Source organism: Streptomyces sp. CA-210063, from assembly GCF_024612015.1.
In the GTDB taxonomy this organism is placed as follows: domain Bacteria; phylum Actinomycetota; class Actinomycetes; order Streptomycetales; family Streptomycetaceae; genus Streptomyces.
This window is the reverse complement of the sequence record NZ_CP102512.1, coordinates 10,268,911-10,287,884: the sequence shown is the minus strand read 5'-3', so window position 1 is coordinate 10,287,884 and position 18,974 is coordinate 10,268,911. Positions and strand designations below refer to the sequence as shown.

The following is an 18,974-nucleotide window of genomic DNA, read 5'->3' as shown; positions in this document are numbered from 1 at the left end:
CGGCGACCCCGGCCCAGGGCCGGGACCCCGACCCGCTGGGGAGGCTTACTGCTGTGTGCGGTTCCGAGGAAGTCCTGGCCCATTGGCGGCGGTTGCTGACACCGCTACCGCTGGAGATCTCACTGCCTGCCGATCGGCCCCATCCGCCGCAGTCGGTCCCTCGACGGGACACGCGCGCGCTGTCGGATGTCCCGGACGCCCCTGACGCCGTACGGCTCACGGCGTTCGTCGCCCTGCTGCACCGCTACACCGGGGCGACGGACCTGACCGTGGGCCATGACGGGCTCCCGCTGCGGGTGTCCGTCGAACACGAGCCCACGTTCGCCGAGTTGGTGCGGCGGGTGACGCAGGCGTGGGAGGAGGCGGAGACCCACCGGGTGCCGGTCGGTCTCCTGGTCGAGGAGCTGAAGCCCCGGCCTACACGCGGCGGCGGCCTGTTCTTCAACACGGCGTTCGCCACGGCCGCCCGGCCCGCCGGGGAAGTGCCCGCCCCGCTGGACGTGTTGCTGGAGGTGGGCGAGGGCTCGGCGCGGGCTTCGTACCACCCCGGGCTCTTCGACGGTACGACGATCGAGCGGCTCCTCGGCCACTACCGGACCCTTCTCGCCGACGCCCTCGCCCGGCCCGACACTCCGGTGGCCCGTCTCGCTCTGATGGGTCCGGAGGAGTACCGGCAGGTCGTCCTCGACTGGAACGACACCGCGCACTCGGTGCCGGTGGACACCTGGCCCGCGATGTTCGCCGAGCAGGTGCGGCAGCGGCCGGACGACGTGGCGCTGATCTTCGAGGACGAGGAACTCACCTACGCCGAGCTGGACGAGCGCGCGAACCGTCTGGCGCACGCGCTGATCGCGCGGGGTGCGGGCCCCGAGCGGATCGTCGCCCTCGCGCTGCCGCGCTCCACCGAGCTGATCGTGGCGGAGGTGGCCGTCATGAAGTCGGGCGCCGCCTATCTGCCGATCGACCACGACTACCCGGCGGACCGGATCGCGTACATGCTCGGCGACGCGCGGCCCGTCTGCATGGTCACCACCGGGGAGACCGCGCGCGACCTCCCCGACCCGGCCGAGGGCATGACGGTCCTGGAGCTGGACTCGCCTGCCACGGCCGCCGAGTTGGCGTTGCGGCCGGTCCACGACCCCACCGAAGCGGACCGCGGGGCACCCCTCACGGTCCTCAACTCCGCCTACGTGATCTACACCTCGGGCTCGACCGGCCGCCCCAAGGGTGTCGTGCTCGCGCACGGCGGAGTGGCGAAGCTGGTGGCCACGCAGAGCGAGCGGTTCGGCATCGGCCCGCACAGCCGGGTGCTGCAGTTCGCCTCGCCGAGCTTCGACGTCGCCTTCTGGGACCTCTGCCTCGGACTGCTGTCCGGCGGCCGGCTCGTCGTCGTCCCGGCGGAGCGGCGGGTGCCCGGCGCACCGCTCGCCGATTACGCGAACGCGCACGGCATCACCTTCATGATCCTGCCTCCCGCGCTGCTCGCCGCCATGCCCGACGACGTGCAACTCCCGCCGACGGCAACCCTGTTGGCGGGCACCGAGCGCGTCTCCCCCGAGCTGGTGGGGCGGTACGCGCGCGGGCGGATGATGTTCAACGCGTACGGCCCCACGGAGGCGACCACCAACTCCACGCTCGGCCTGTGCGATCCGGACACCCCGGCCGGGGCGATCGTCCCGATCGGTGTGCCCGACCCGGGAACCCGGGCGTACGTCCTCGACGCGTTCCTGCGGCCCGTCCCCGCCGGGGTCACGGGCGAGCTGTATCTGGGCGGGGCCGGTCTGGCCCGGGGCTATCTCGGTCGTCCGGATCTGACCGCCGAGCGGTTCGTCGCCGACCCGTTCGGGGAGCCCGGCGAGCGGCTCTACCGCACCGGTGACCTGGTCCGGTGGCGGGCCGACGGGCGGCTGGAGTTCCTCGGGCGCGCCGACGCGCAGGTCAAGATCCGTGGTTTCCGTATCGAGCCGGGCGAGATCGAGTCGGTGCTGCGCGGCCACCCGGCCGTCGACCAGGTCACCGTGGTCGTCCGCGAGGACCGCCCGGGCGACCGCCGCCTCGCCGCCTACGTCGTCCCCTCCCTCGACGGGCCGCGCGACGCGGACCCGGACGCGCGGGTCGAGGAGTGGAAGGAGTTGCACGAACTCCTCTACGGCGCGGCCGGATCCGAGGACGCGGGAGGAGAGGACGCCGACGCTTCCGGTCTCCGCGAGAACTACGCGGGCTGGAACAGCATGTACGACGGCGCACCGATCCCCGTCGAGGAGATGCGCGAGTGGCGGTCGGCGACCGTCGAGCGTATTCGTGAACTCGGCCCGGTCCGGCGGGTGTTGGAGATCGGCGTCGGCAGCGGCCTGATCCTCTCCCGGATCGCGCCCGACTGCGAGGCGTACTGGGGCACCGATCTCTCGGCCGAGGCCGTGGCGGCGCTCCGCGCGCAGGTGGACACCGATCCGGAACTGGCCGCGAAGGTCGAGCTGCGGGCGCAGCCGGCCCACGACACCGAGGGGCTGCCGGGCGGCTATTTCGACACGGTCGTCATCAACTCGGTCGCCCAGTACTTCCCCAGTGGGGAGTACCTGGTCGACGTACTGCGCCAGGTCTCTGGGCTGCTGGCGCCCGGCGGACGGATCTTCGTCGGTGACGTACGCAATCTGCGGCTGCTGCGTACGTTGCGGGCGGCGGTGGAGGTCCGGCGGGCCACCGGTGACGAGGGAGAGGACAAGAGCGCGCTGCGGGCGGCCGTGGAGCGGTCGGTGCGCTGGGAGGGCGAGCTCCTCCTCGACCCGGACTTCTTCGCCGCGCTGGACGGCTTCGACACGGAGATCCGGATCAAGCGGGCCACGCATCACAACGAGCTGAGCCGATACCGGTACGACGTCGTGCTGCGCCCGGGAACTCGGGCGGTCCCGCCGGAGGTGCCGGAGGTCAACTGGGCGGCGGTCGGTGGCCTCGGCGGGCTGGCGGCGCTGCTGGCCGGGCGGCCGGACGCGCTCCGGATCACCGGTGTGCCCAACGCGCGGCTCGCGGAGGACCTGGCGGACCTGCGGCGGCTGGAGGGCAGCAGCCGGGAGGCGGCGCCCGGGACCGATCCGGAGCATGTGCACGCGCTGGCGGCGGAGCACGGCTACCGGGCGGCCCTCACCTGGAACGGGAACGCCGACGACGGCGCGTTCGACGCCGTACTCGTCCTCGACGGCCCCTTCGGCCCCCTGTACCGGACGGCCGACGCGTACCCGCACGCCAACCGGCCCGCACCCTTCCGCGACGTCGGCGCGCTGATGCGGACGCTGCGCGGTCATGCCGCCGAATGGCTGCCCGACTACATGGTTCCCTCGGCGTTCGTGCCGCTGCACGCCCTGCCGGTCACCCCCAGCGGCAAGATCGACGCGAGAGCCCTGCCGGCGCCGGACTACGCGGCGATGAGCTCCGGCCGCGCCCCGCGCACCCCCCGCGAGAAACTGCTGTGCGGGCTGTACGCCGAGGTGCTCGGGCTGGACGCGGTGACGGCCGAGGACGACTTCCTCGCGCTCGGCGGCGACAGCATCACCGCCATCCAACTCCTCATCCGCGCACGGGAGTCGGGCCTCCGACTCACCACCCGTGACGTGTTCCGGCACCGCACGGTCGAGGCGCTGGCCAAGGCCGCCGTCGAGCGCACGGCCGAGCACACCACCGACGTGCCGCTCGTGGAGGTCGACGAGGCCGAACTCGCCGAGATCCAGGGCGCACACCCGCTGCCGGTCGAGGAACTGCTCCCCCTCACCCCGCTCCAGCAGGGCTTCTTCTTCCACGCCCTCACCGGCGACGCCGAGGGGGACACGTACGTCGTCCAACAGGTCCTCGACCTCGCCGGGCCGGTCGACGGCTCCGTCCTGCGCCGGGCCGCGCAACGCCTGCTGGACCGGCACGCGCCGCTGCGGGCCGCCTTCCGCCAGCGCCCGGACGGCACACCGGTGCAGATCATCACGCGGGACGCCGAACTGCCGTGGCGGGAGGTCGACCTCTCCTCCCAGGACGGGGAGGTGCGGGAGACGCTGGGCGACGCGGTGGCCGCCGACGAGCGCGCCCGGGGCTTCGACCTGAACACGCCGCCGCTGCTGCGCTGCGCCCTGATTCGGCTCGGCGAGGAGCGCAGCCGCCTGGTGCTGACGTTTCATCACATCGTCGCGGACGGCTGGTCGTTGCCGGTACTGCACCGCGAACTGATGGCGTACTACGGCACGGACGCTCCCCCGCTGCCCGAAGTCGCCCCCTACCGCGGCTTCCTGCGCCGCCTGGCCGAGCAGGACCGCGACACGGCCCGCGACGCGTGGCGTGAAGCGCTCGCCGGGCTGGACGAGCCGACGCGGCTGGTCGACGCCCCGGCCGACGGGGCACCCGTACGGCCGGAGCATGTGCGGGTGGAGCTGTCCGAGCGGACCACCGCGCGGCTCACCGAGCGGGCCCGGGAGCACGGTGTCACCCTGGGCACGGTGGTCCAGGGGGCCTGGGGTCTGCTGTTGGGCAGGCTGACCGGCCGCGCCGACGTCGTGTTCGGCACCACGGTCTCGGGGCGCGACGGCGAGGTCGACGGCATCGCCTCGATGGTGGGCCTGTTCATCAACACCCTCCCGACGCGCTTCCGTTGGGGCCCCGGCGAGTCCCTCGGGAACCTGCTCGTCCGCCTCCAGGAGGAACAGGCCCGGCTGCTGGACCACCAGCATCTGGGCCTGGCCGAGATCCAGCGGCTCACCGGGCACGCGGGCTCCGGCGAACTCTTCGACACCCTGGTGGTGTTCGAGAACTACCCCGCCGAGACGGACCTCCGGGACCCCTCGGGCACCGTCCGGATCACCGGTGACGCCTTCCACGACGCCGTGCACTATCCGCTCGCCCTCGTCGTCAAGCCCGGCCGACGCCTCGATCTGCGGCTCAAGCACCACGCGGAACGCCTCGACGGCGACACGGTCCGCGCGCTCGGCGACCGCCTGGCCCGCGTTCTGGAGGCGATCGCCGAGGCACCGGACCGCGCGGCGGCTTCCATCGAGCTGCTGTCCCCCGACGAGGCGCTGCGCGCCCATCCCGCCGGCGAGGAACGCCTCGTACCGGAGAGCACCCTGGCCGAGGGGTTCGCCGCTCAGGTGGCCCGGACGCCGGACGCGGCGGCCGTCGTCTTCGAGGGCGAACGGCTGAGTTACAGCGAACTGGACACCCTGGCCGAGGAGTTGGCCGTGCGGCTGCGCGGTCGGGGTGTCGGCCCGGGCTCGTTCGTGGCGGTCGCCGTGCCGCGTTCGGCGGAGCTGATGGTGGCGTTGCTGGGGGTACTGAAGTCGGGTGCCGCTTATCTGCCGGTGGACCTGGACTACCCGGCCGACCGGGTGGCCCATATGCTCGCCGACTCGTGCGCCACGACGGTGGTCACGCTGTCCGGGACGGCCGACCGGCTGCCCCAGCCGTCCCGGTCGCCCGAACGCAACGGTCCTTCGGTGCTGCTGCTCGATGCGATGGACGACGAGGCGCTCGGGGACCCCGTCGAGCCCGTCGAGGCCCCCACGGGTCCCGTCGCCGCACGCCCCGACGACCCCGCCTATCTGATCTACACCTCCGGTTCGACCGGCCTCCCCAAGGGTGTCGTCGTCACCCACCGCGCCATCGTGAACCGGCTCGCGTGGATGCAGGACGCGTACGGCCTGGGCCCGGACGACCGCGTGCTGCAGAAGACGCCGTCCAGCTTCGACGTGTCCGTGTGGGAGTTCTTCTGGCCGCTCCTCGAAGGCGCGACCGTGGTGCTCGCCCGGCCGGACGGCCACCGCGACCCCGCCTACCTGGCGGGACTCGTACGGGAGCAGTCCGTCACGACCATGCACTTCGTGCCGTCGATGCTGGAGGCCTTCCTCCAGCACGACGAGGTCACCGGCGACCCCACCTGGTCGACGTCACTGCGCCGCGTGCTGAGCAGTGGCGAGGCGCTCCCGGTCACCGCCGCCGACCGCTGGCACGCGCTGACGGGCGTGCCGCTGCACAACCTGTACGGCCCGACCGAGGCGGCCGTCGACGTCACGTACCACCCGTACGCCTCCGACGAGGACCAAGGCGCTTCCGTGCCCATCGGGCGCCCCGTGTGGAACACCGGCCTGCGGGTCCTGGACGTCTGTCTGCGGCCCGTTCCGGATGGCGTCCCCGGCGAGCTGTATCTGACGGGTGTCCAGCTCGCCCGCGGCTACCACGCCCGTCCGGCGCTGACCGCCGAGCGGTTCCCCGCCGACCCGTACGGGCCGCCCGGCAGCCGTATGTACCGCACCGGTGACCTGGTCCGGCGCCGCGCGGACGGGGTGATCGAGTATCTGGGCCGCACCGACCGTCAGGTCAAGCTGCGCGGCAACCGGATCGAGCTCGGGGAGATCGAGGCCGCTCTCGTACGGCTGCCGGAGGTGGCGCAGGCCGCCGTGACGGTACGGGAGGACACGCTCGTCGCGTACGTCGTGCCCGTCGGCCGCGCCGAGGTGACCGATCTCCGCCAGGCCCTGGCCGGGTCTCTCCCCTCCCCCATGGTTCCCGGTGCCTGGGTGGTCCTCGACGCGCTGCCGCTCACGCCCAGCGGCAAGCTGGACCGGGCCGCGCTGCCCGCGCCGCAGGCCGTACGGGCCACGGTCACCCGTGCGCCGGGCAACCCCCGCGAGCAGGTGCTCACCGAGATCTTCGCGGGCGTGCTGAAGCTGGCGGAGGTCGGTGTCGACGACGACTTCTTCCTGCTCGGCGGTGACAGCATCAGCTCGATCGCCGTCTCCAGCCGGGCCCGCCGTGCGGGTCTGGTGATCGGCCCGCGTGAGGTGTTCGAGCACCGCACACCGGCCGCGCTCGCCGCGGCGGCCGGCGTCGAGGAGACGGAGACTTCGCCCGGGCGACTCGGCGAGTCCGCGTTCACCCTGACCGAGGAGGAACGGGAGCGGGTCGAGCGGCTCGCTCCGGGCCGGATCGAGGACGTATGGCCCCTCGCCCCGCTCCAGGAGGGCCTGTTCTTCCACTCGAACTTCGACGACAGCTCGCTGGACGTCTACACGGTCCACGAGTCCTTCGACTTCGCCGACCGCGTGGACACCGGGCGGCTGTCGGCGGCCATGGTCACGCTGCTGGCCCGCAATCCCAGTCTGCGTGCCGGGTTCACGAGTGAAGGGCTGCGCCAGCCGGTGCAGTTCATCGTGCGGGACGCCGAGATCCCGTTGACGGAGGTGGACCTGGCGGGGCTTCCGCCGGCCGAACAGGACCGGCGGATGCGGGAGTTGCTGGACGCGTCGCGGTCTCAGCGCTTCGACCTCACCCGTCCCCTCCTCTTCCGGATGGTGCTCGTACGGCTCGGTGACGAGCGCGGCGACCGGCTGGTCGTCGGCCGTCATCTGATCCTGTGGGACGGCTGGTCGGCCTGGCTGTTCCTCGACCAGTTGTTCGCGCTGTACGAGAACGGCGGCGACCCGGCAGACCTTGCCCGTCCCGGCTCGTACCGCGACTACCTGACCTGGCTGGAGCGGCAGGACGACAGCGAGGCCACCCGGGCGTGGCGCGCGGCCCTGTCCGGCTTCGAGGAGCCGACGCTCCTCGCGCCCACCGCCGCCGACCGGGGTCAGGAGCCGGTGATCCCGGAGCACCTGGACGCCGTGCTCGACGCGGCGGTCGCCGAGCGGCTGCGCGGCACCGCACGCAATCACGGTCTGACCCTGAACACCGTGCTCAACGCGGCCTGGGGTCTGGTCCTGGCCGGCGCGACCGGCCGTACCGACATCGCTTTCGGTACGACGGTCGCCGGGCGGCCGAGCGAGGTGCCGGACGTCGAGAACGTCATCGGCATGTTCCTCAACACCGTGCCAGCGCGCATCGCCTTCGACCCGCGTGAGCCGGTGCTCGACCTGCTGCGCCGTATCCAGGGCGAGCGGCTGGAGGTCATGCCGTACGAGTACCTGGGCCTGGGTGTGCTCCAGGCCGACACGGGCCATCGGCGGCTGTTCGACACGCTGTTCGTGCTGCGCAACGCCGACACCGACGAGCGCCTCGCCGAGCTGCGGGAGCGGCACGGTGCGACGGCCGTGGCCAATGTGGACGCCACGCACTACCCGGCGAACCTGGTGGTCACGCCGGGTGAGCGGGTCCGGGTGACGCTCGCCTACCGGCCCGACCTGCTGGAAGGCGCGTACGCACAACGCCTGTTGGACCGTTTCGTGCTGCTGGTGGAGCTGCTGGTGGCCGACCCGTCCGCGCCCGTCGGTTCGCTGGACCCGCTGCTGCCCGCCGAGGTCGCCGCGCTCGCCCGTGAGGAGGCCGAGAACCGGCAGCCGGTGCCGCACGAGACGGTGGCGGACATGCTGGCCGCACAGGCGGCCCGTACACCGGACGCGACCGCGCTCGTCTTCGGCGCGCAGACCCTCACATACGCCGAACTCGACGCGCGCTGCAACCGCATGGCCCGGCTGCTGATCGCGCGGGGCGCCGGTCCCGAGCGGGTCGTCGCGCTCGGCCTGCCCCGCTCGATCGACATGGTGGTGGCGCTGTTCGCGGTGCTGCGCACGGGGTCGGCGTATCTGCCGCTGGAGCTGGACCACCCGGACGAGCGGCTGTCGCTGATGCTGGCGGACGCCCGCCCGCTGCTCCTGCTGTCGACGGAGGCCGTGTCGCGGACACTGACCGGCGACACGCCCCGCGTCCTGCTCGACGATCCCGGGGTGGCGGCCGAGCTGGCGGGCCTCCCGGCCGACCCCGTCTCGGTGACCTTCAGCCTGGACCACCCGGCGTACGTGATCTACACGTCGGGTTCGACGGGTCGCCCCAAGGGTGTCGTCACGCCGTACGTCGGTCTGACGAACATGCAGCTCAACCACCAGAAGGAGATCTTCGCCCCGGCGATCGCGTCGGCGGGCGGGCGGCGGCTGCGGATCGCGCACACCGTGTCGTTCGCGTTCGACATGTCCTGGGAGGAGCTGCTGTGGCTCGTCGAGGGGCATGAAGTCCACGTCTGCGACGAGGAGTTGCGGCGGGACGCGACCGCGCTGGTGGCGTACTGCGAGGAACACCGCGTCGACGTGGTCAATGTGACGCCGACGTACGCCCATCTCCTCATCGAGGAAGGCCTGTTGGAGGGGCACCGGCCGCCGCTGGTGCTGCTCGGCGGCGAGGCCGTCACCGAGACGGTGTGGAACACGCTGCGGGACACGGAGGGGACGTACGGCTACAACCTGTACGGCCCGACCGAGTACACGATCAACACGCTCGGCGGTGGTACGGAGGACAGCGCGACCCCGACCGTGGGACGCCCGATCCGCGCCACCCGGGCCCGGGTCCTCGACACGTGGATGCGGCCGGTGCCGGACGGGGTGGCGGGCGAGCTGTACATCGCGGGTGTCGGTCTGGCGCGCGGCTACCTCGACCGGCCCGGCCTGACCGCCGAACGGTTCGTGGCCGACCCGTACGGGCAGCCGGGCGAGCGTATGTACCGCACCGGTGACCTGGTACGGCGCCGCCCGGACGGCAACCTGGACTTCCTGGGCCGTACCGACGACCAGGTCAAGATCCGGGGCTACCGGGTGGAACTGGGCGAGATCGAGACGGCTCTCGCGCAGCACCCCGAGATCTCCCAGGCCGCCGTGATCGCCCGTGACGACACCTCCGCGCCCGGTACGAAGCGGCTCGTGGGGTACGTCGTTCCGGCCGAACCCGACGAGCGGGCACGGGAGTCGGCCGAGCGGGAACAGATCGGCGAATGGCAGGAGATCTACTCGGCCGAGTACACCGAGATCGGCACCGCCCTCTTCACCGAGGACTTCGCGGGCTGGGACAGCTCCTACGACGGCGAGCCGATCCCGCTGGAGCACATGCGGGAGTGGCGCGAGGCCACCGTCGAGCGGATCCGGGAACTGGACCCGAGGCGCATCCTGGAGATCGGCGTCGGCTCCGGCCTGCTGCTGTCGCGGCTCGCCCCGGACGCCGAGGCGTACTGGGCGACGGACTTCGCCGCGCCCGTGATCCACAAGCTGGGCGAGGACCTGGGGGCCGACCCGGAGCTGGCGCGCAAGGTGGAGCTGCGCTGCCAGCCCGCCGAGGTCACCGACGGGCTGCCGACGGGCTTCTTCGACACGGTCGTCATCAACTCCGTCGTGCAGTACTTCCCCAGCCTGGACCATCTGCGCAAGGTGATCCGGGGCGCGATGGGGCTGCTGGCACCGGGCGGCGCGCTGTTCCTCGGCGACGTGCGCGATCTGCGGCAGGCCCGCGTCTTCCAGACGGGCATCCAGCTCGCGCGGGCGGGCACCGACCTCGATCCCAAGGCCCTGCGCCGGGCCGTGGACCGGGGGCTCGCGCTGGAGAAGGAACTGCTGGTCGACCCGGACTGGTTCGCCTCGCTCGACTTCGGCGCCGAGGTGCGCACCAAGAACGGACGGCACCAGAACGAGCTGACCCGATACCGGTACGACGTGGTGGTGTACGAGGAGTCGTCGGACGTCCTGCGCCTCGACGACGCCCCGGTGGTGGAGTGGTCCGGGGCGAGCGCGCTCGTCGGGCACCTCTCGGGGGCCGAACTGCTGCGCGTACGGCGGGTGCCGGACGCCCGTACGGCGGGCGACCTCGGTGCGCTGCGGGCGCTGGAGTCCGGGCGGGCGCTGCCGGGCGCGATGGTCGCTCCGGTGGTGGAGCCGGAGGATCTGCGCGCGCTCGGCGAATCCCACGGCTATCGCGTCCTGACCACGTGGTCCGAAGAGCCGGGCCACTTCGACGCCGTGTTCGTACGAGGGACCGCCCCTCGCCGCACGGCCGGTCTGCATCTCCCCCGCCCGGAGCGCGGCACCGCCCCGTACGCCAACACCCCGACCGCCACACGTGGCAACGGGGCCCTCGTACGGCGGCTGCGCGAGGACCTGGGGCAGCGGCTGCCCGGCTACATGGTCCCGGCCGCCTTCGTGGTGCTGCCCCGGCTGCCGATGAACGACAACGGCAAGCTCGATGTGCGGGCGCTGCCGGACGCCGAGCCCTCGGTCGCCCTGTCGGAGGGGCGGGGCCCGGCGACCGATGTCGAGGAGGTGCTGTGCCGGCTCTTCGCCGAGGTGCTGGGGCTGCCCCGCACCGGCGCGGAGGACAACTTCTTCGATCTGGGCGGCCACTCGCTGCTCGCGACCCGACTCATCAGCCGGGCCCGCACCGAACTGGGCGCGGAACTCGCGATCCGTGACCTGTTCGAAGCACCCACCCCCGAGACGCTGGCGTTGCGGGCGGAGGCCGGACGGCCCGCGCGGCCCCCGCTGCGACAGATGCCCGAGCGGCCCGCGCGCATCCCGCTGTCAGCGGCCCAACGGCGGCTGTGGCTGGTGGAGCGCATCACCGGCGGCGGTGTCGCCTACAACTTCCCCCTCGTCTTCCGGCTGCGCGGCGAACTGGACCTCGTCGCGCTGCGGACGGCGCTGACTGACGTGACGGATCGTCATGAGGTCCTGAGGACACGGTTCCTGGAGTCGGACGGCGAGCCCTGCCAGTGGATCGTGCCGCCGGGCTCGGCCGAACCCGAATTCCAGGTCACCGATGTCAGCGCTCTCACCGAGGACGAGCTGGCCGCGCGCATCGAGGCGGCACAGCGGCGGCCGTTCGACCTGAGCACCGAACTCCCTGCTCGCGCAGAGGTGTTGAAGCTGAGCCCCGGCGATCACGTGGTGGCGCTGGTGCTGCACCACATCACCACCGACGAGTGGTCGGACCGGCCGTTCCTCGGTGACCTCACCACCGCGTACCGGGCCCGTGTCGAGGGCCGCGGACCGGAGTGGGCGCCGCTGCCGGTCCAGTACGCCGACTACACCCTGTGGCAGGACACGCTGCTCGGGCAGGTCGGCGAGGCCCAGCTCGCCCACTGGACCGAGGCTCTGCGTGAGCTGCCGGAGGAGCTGTCGCTGCCGCTCGACCGGCCCCGGCCGGACGAGCCCACCGGACGTGGTGGCAAGGTCCGTCTGGACCTCGCCGCCGACACCGGCCGCGCCCTGCGCGCACTGTCCGGCGCCACCCACACCAGCATGTTCATGCTGTTCCAGGCGGCCACGGCGGCGCTGCTGCACCGACTCGGTGCCGGGGACGACATTCCGCTGGGGGCTCCCATCGCGGGGCGCACGGACGACGCGCTCGACGACCTGGTCGGCTTCTTCGTCAACACGCTCGTCCTGCGTACCGACCTGTCCGGCGGCGAAGACCGGCTCACCTTCCGCCAACTCCTCGCGCGCGTACGGGAATCCGCCCTGGAGGCGTTCGAGAACCAGGACCTTCCCTTCGACCACGTCGTCGAGGCCGTCAACCCGCCCCGCGTCGCCGGCCGCAATCCGCTCTTCCAGGTCATGCTCGGCTACCACTACCGGCCCGACGGCGACCCGGATGTGCTCGGCATGCCCACCGAGTGGTACGACATGGACACGGGCATGGCCAAGTTCGACCTCCACTTCACCTTCGTGGACGAGGCGGACCCAGATCGCCTCACCCTGCTGCTCGAGTACGCGCTCGACCTGTACGACGAGGCGACGGCCCGGCGACTGGCCGGCCGCCTGGTGCGGCTGCTGGAGCAGGTGGCCGCCGAGCCCGACATCCCCGTACGGGATCTGGAGGTGGTGGACGAGGCCGAGCGAGAGGCGGTGCTCGTCCGGTGGAACGACACCGGGCACGACGTACCGGCGACGACCCTGCCGGAGCTGTTCCGCGCACAGGTGGCACGGACGCCGGACGCGCTCGCTCTGGTTCACGACGAACAGCGGCTGACGTACGCGGAGTTGGACGAACGGGTCGAGCGGACGGCACGGGTCCTGGCCGGCCTGGGTGTGGGCCCCGAGCGCACGGTGGCGGTGGCGTTGCCGCGTTCGGTCGACCTCGTCGTCGCCCTGCTGGCGGTACACCGGGCGGGCGGCGCCTATCTGCCCCTGGATGCCGATCAGCCACGGGAGCGACTCGCCCTCATGCTGGAAGAGGCACGTCCGGTGTCCGTCATCGAGGACGCGCTGCCGCAGGGGCGGGAAGGCGAACTCCCCACGCTGTACGACCCGTTGAGCCCGGCCTACGTGATCTACACCTCCGGCTCGACCGGCCGCCCGAAGGGTGTCGTCGTCCCGCACGAGGGCATCGTCAACCGGCTCCTCTGGATGCAGGACGCGTACGGGCTGGGCCCCGACGACCGGGTGTTGCAGAAGACGCCGTCCGGCTTCGACGTGTCGGTGTGGGAGTTCTTCTGGCCGCTGATCACCGGGGCCACGCTGGTCGTCGCCCGGCCGGAAGGCCACAGGGATCCGGCGTATCTGGCGGAGCTGATCCGCGAACAGGGTGTCACGACCACGCACTTCGTGCCGTCGATGCTCCAGGTGTTCCTGGAGGAGCCGACCGCCGCGCGGTGCACGAGTCTGCGGCGGGTGATGTGCAGCGGTGAGGCACTGCCCCTGCCGGTGGCGGAGCGCTTCCACGAGGTGCTGTCGGCCGAGCTGCACAACCTGTACGGGCCGACGGAGGCCTCGGTCGACGTCACGGCCGGCCAGGTGGTTCCGGGTGCCGACCGGGTGGTGATCGGGCGTCCCGTGTGGAACACCCGGGCCCGCGTCCTGGACGCGGCGCTGCGGCTGGTGCCGCCGGGCGTGGCGGGTGAGCTGTATCTGGCGGGTGTCCAGCTGGCCCGTGGCTACCTCGACCGCCCGGGTCTCACGGCCGAGCGGTTCGTCGCGGACCCGTACGGCGGCCCGGGGGCCCGGATGTACCGCACGGGCGATCTGGCCCGCTGGCGGGCGGACGGCACGCTCGACTTCCTCGGCCGCACCGACCACCAGGTCAAGATCCGTGGCGTGCGCATCGAGCCCGGCGAGATCGAGGCCGTGCTCGCCCGGCACGCGTCCGTGGCCCACGCGGTCGTCCTACCGCACGAACAGCGGCTCGTCGCCTACGTCGTCCCCGCCGCCGGGGAGGTCACCGACCCGGTGGCGCTGCGGGCCCACACCGCCGCGGCCCTGCCCGAGCACATGGTTCCCGCGGCCGTCGTCGTCCTCGACGCGCTGCCGCTGACGCCGAACGGCAAACTGGACCGCCGGGCGCTGCCCGCGCCGGACTTCGCGGCGGGCGGCGGCACCGGCGGCCGGGCACGTGATCCGCGTGAGGAGATCCTCTGCGGTCTCTTCGCGGACGTGCTGGGCGTGGACCGGGTCGGCGTCGACGACGACTTCTTCGCCTTGGGCGGCCACTCCCTGCTGGCCATGCGGCTGATCGCCGGCGTCCGGGCGGCGTTCGGGGCCGATGTGCCGCTGCGCACGGTGTTCGACGCGCCGACGGTCACCCGGCTCGCGCAGCGGTTGGCGGAGGGCTCCACGGCCGACGTCCGGGCCCGGCCTGCGCTCGGGGTGCGGACGCGTCCCGAGCGGCTGCCGCTGTCGTCCGCGCAGCAGCGCCTGTGGGTGCTGTACCAGGTGGAGGGCCCCAGCGCGACGTACAACATCCCCTCGGCCTGGCGGCTGACCGGTGAGCTGGACGTCGAGGTGTTGCGGGCGGCCGTGCACGATCTGGTCGTCCGGCACGAGACGCTGCGCACGGTCTTCCCCGACGAGGAGGGGCGGGCCTTCCAGCGGGTGCTGGACGCGGACGAGGTGCGGGTGCCGTTCGAGGTGGCGGACACGGACGTCGGCCGGCTGCCCGAGCGGCTGGCCCGGGCGAGCGCGTACGGCTTCGCGCTGGACCGTGAACTGCCGTTGCGTGTCCATGTGTTCCGCACGGGCCCGGAGGAGTGGACGCTCCTGCTCCTGCTGCACCACATCGCCGGTGACGAGTGGTCGGAGGGGCCGCTGAACGGGGACCTGGCGGTCGCCTACGCGGCCCGTGCGGCGGGGCGGGCGCCCGCGTGGGAGCCGTTGCCGGTCCAGTACGCCGACTACACGCTGTGGCAGCGGGACGTCCTGGGTGACGAGAAGGACCCGGAGAGCCTGGCGGCACGTCAGATCGCCTACTGGCGACAGGTGTTGGCGGGACTGCCGGAGGAGCTGGCGCTGCCCGTCGACCGGCCGCGCCCGCTGGAGTCCAGCTATCGGGGTGGCGCCGCCGATCTGTCGCTCGACGCCGAACTGGCTGCGGAACTGCACCGGTTGGCCCGCGACAACGGCGTCAGTGTGTTCATGGTGGTGCAGGCGGCCGTGGCGTCCCTGCTCACCCGGCTGGGTGCCGGGCACGACATCCCGATCGGCAGTCCGATCTCGGGGCGGACCGACGCGGCCCTGGAGGAGTTGGTCGGGTTCTTCCTCAACACGCTGGTGCTGCGGACGGACACCTCCGGTGAGCCGACGTTCCGGGAGCTGCTGGCACGGGTGCGGGAGACCGATCTGGCCGCCTTCGACCACCAGGAGGTGCCGTTCGAGCGGTTGGTGGAGGTCCTGAACCCGGCCCGGTCGCTGGCCCGACACCCGCTGTTCCAGGTGATGGTGGTGTATCTGGCGGCCGGTGGCGAGGACACCGGACTGCCCGGGCTGCGGGCCCGCCGCGACGAAGTCGTCAACACCACGGCGAAGTTCGACCTGTCCTTCGACTTCGTGGAGCGCGGCGACGGCGGCGGTGTCGACGGTGTGCTGGAGTACAGCGCCGATCTGTTCGACCACGCGACCGCACAGTCCTTCGCGGACCGGCTGCGGCGAGTCCTGCGGGTCGTCGTCGCCGACCCGGACGTGTCACTCGGACGCATCGACATCCTCGACACGGACGAGCGACGGCAGCTGACCGGCGGCTGGCAGAGCCGGCCTCTCACCGCCGGACCGACGACCGTGCCCGCACTCTTCGAAGAGCGGGTGCGGCGGCACCCCGACCTGCCCGCCGTGGCCTCGGACGGCATCGAGCTGACCTTCGCCGAGCTGAACGCGGAGGCCAATCGCCTGGCCCGTCTCCTGGTCGAACTCGGCGCCGGGCCCGAGCAGTTCGTGGCCCTCGCGCTGCCCCGCACCGCTCGGTTCCTGGTGGCCGTGCTGGCGGTGCACAAGGCGGGCGCGGCGTACCTGCCCCTCGATCCCGACGCGCCGAGCGACCGTACGGCGGATGTCCTCGACGACGCCCGACCGGTACTGACGCTCACCACCCGGGGCCTCCGGGCGGCACTTCCACCGGACGCCGATCTCCTGGTGCTCGACGACCCCGCCACCGCCGACCGGATCGCCGCCCGGGAGGCCGCGGACCTCACCGACGCCGACCGCGCCGGAGCCCTGACACCACGCCACCCGGCGTACGTCATCTACACGTCCGGCTCCACCGGCCGCCCCAAGGGTGTGGTGATCACCCACGAAACCCTCGGCAACCTCTTCCACAGCCACCGCGAGACGCTCTACGCACCGGCGATCGCGGCGGCCGGCCGGCGGCATCTGCGGGCGGGGCACGCCTGGTCGTTCTTCTTCGACGCGTCCTGGCAGCCCCAGCTGTGGCTGCTGGACGGGCACTGTGTGCACATCGTGTCCGAGGAGGTGCGGCGCGACCCCGAACTGCTCGCCGCGGCCGTGGTCGAGCACCGGTTCGACTTCCTGGAGGTCACCCCGTCGTTCTTCGCGCAGATGGCCGACAGCGGTCTGCTGCGCGGCGACGACTGCCCGCTCGCCGTGGTCGGCGTGGGCGGCGAGGCCGTCCCGGTCGCCCTGTGGCGGCGGCTGGCCGGGCTGCGCGGCACGGAAGCCTTCAACCTGTACGGGCCGACCGAGTCGACCGTGGACGCCCTGGTGGGACGGGTCGGGGACAGCGAACGCCCGCTCGTGGGACGGCCGGTGGCCGGCACCCGGGCGTACGTCCTCGACGGCCTCCTCCAGCCGGTACCGCCCGGTGTCACCGGTGAGCTGTACCTGGCGGGCGGCGGTCTCGCCCGTGGCTATCTGGGCGCCCCCGGGTTGACGGCCGAGCGATTCGTGGCCGATCCGTTCGGGGAACCCGGCTCCCGGCTGTACCGGACCGGTGACCTCGCCCGCTGGACGGCCGACGGACGGCTGGACTACCTCGGCCGGGCCGACGCCCAGGTCAAGATCCGCGGCTTCCGCATCGAACCGGCGGAGATCGAGTCCGCGCTGACCACCCATCCGGACATCGGGCAGGCGCTGGTGACGGTACGTCAGGAGGGCTCGCGCAAGCTGCTCGTCGCCTACGTGATCCCGTCATCGGCGGGTGCCGTCCCCGACCCGGCGGCCCTGCGCGCCCATGTCGCCGCGCGGCTCCCCGACCACATGGTCCCGGCGGCTGTCGTGGTGCTCGACCGGTTCCCGGAGCTGGCGAACGGCAAGCTGGACCGGGCCGCGCTGCCCGCCCCCGACTTCTCCGCCCTCTCCTCCGGCCGCGCACCCGCGACCCCGGTGGAGAAGACGCTCTGCGCGGTCTTCGCCGATGTCCTGGGGCTCGAACAGGTCGGCGTGGACGACGACTTCTTCACCCTCGGTGGCGACAGCATCGTCGCGATGCAACTCGTCGGCCGGGCACGCGCGGCGGGCGTGCGCATCACTCCCCGGCTGGTGTTCCGCCATCGCACGGTGGCGGCGCTGGGCACGGTCGCCGAGGCCGTCGACACGACCGCCCGCCGCCCCGAGGACGACGGCACCGGCATCGTGCCGCTCACCCCGGTCATGCACTGGCTGCGCGAACTGGGCGGCCCGTTCGCCTCGTACCACCAGTCGGCGCTCGTCCGCACCCCCGCCGCACTGGACCTGCCCGGCCTGACCGCCGTCCTCCAGGCCCTCGCCGACCGGCACGACCTGCTGCGGGCGACCCTCGTACGGCCGTCGCCCGACGCCACCGACGACTGGTCGCTGCACGTCCCGGCGGCCGGGGCGGTCGACGCCGCCGGGTGGATCGACCGTGTGGACGTGGCAGGTCTGGACGCGGCCGCTCTCACCGACGCCGTGGCGGAGCACGCGCACGCGGCACGGGCGCTCCTCGACCCCGACGCGGGGGTGATGGTCAGGGCCGTGTGGTTCGACGCCGGTGACGCACCCGGGCGACTGTTGCTGATGGCCCACCACCTGGTGGTGGACGGAGTGTCGTGGCGCGTGCTGCTGCCGGACCTGGCCGCCGCCTGGCGGGACGTCTCCGCCGGGCAGCCGGTGCGTCTCGACCCGGTCGAGACGTCGTTCGCCGGCTGGTCACGGCTCCTCACCGAGCTGGCCCGGACCCCGGCCCGAGAAGCCGAACTGCCCCTCTGGGCAAGCGTCTTGGACAGCGGCTCCGCGTCCTTCCCGCTCCTGCGGGAGCCCGACCCGGACCGCGACACCACCTCGACCCGGCGCGAGGTGGTCCTCCGGATGCCCGCCGAGCACACCGGTCCGCTGCTGTCGGCCGTACCGGCCGCGTTCGGGGCCGCCGTCAACGACGTGCTCCTTGCGGGGCTCGGCCTGGCCTTCGCCGACCGGCGGCGACGTGACGGCGGGGCGGACACCTCGGTCCTGGTCGACCTCGAAGGACACGGTCGGGAGGAGGAGTTGGGCGGCGACGGGGTCGATCTCTCCCGTACGGTCGGCTGGTTCACCAGCGTCTTCCCGGTACGGCTCGACCCGGGGCCGGTCGACACGGCCGAGGCCTTCGCCGGGGGCCGGGCGGCGGAGGAAGCCGTACGACGGGTGCGGGAGCATCTGGCGTCGCTGCCCGCGAACGGTGTCGGGTACGGCCTGCTGCGGCACCTCAACCCCCGTACGCGGGAGGTGCTGGCGGCCCACGAGCCGGCACGTGTCGAGTTCAACTACCTGGGCCGGTTCGGGATTCCGGAGGAGACAGACTGGTCGTACGTGCCTGAGGACGACGCCGCGGCGGACATCGGGCCGGAGGGTTCGATGCGGGAGGGTCACGCGCTGGAGATCAACGTGGTGACCGAGGACCGGGCGGACGGGCCGGTGCTGGCCGCGCACTGGTCGTATCTGGAGGGACTGTTGCCACGCGAGACGGTCCAGGATCTCGCCGAGACCTGGTTCAGGGCCCTGCGGGGGCTTCTCGCGTGGGCGGAGCGGAACCCGACGTGA

1 protein-coding gene is annotated in these 18,974 nt (G+C 72.7%); it reads left to right on the top strand.

All coding sequences use genetic code 11. From position 1 onward, the window contains the following. Positions 1 to 53 precede the first annotated feature (53 nt). Positions 54 to 18,974, top strand: coding sequence for a non-ribosomal peptide synthetase (locus JIX56_RS44740; protein WP_257551480.1), 18,921 nt, complete (start codon positions 54 to 56; stop codon positions 18,972 to 18,974).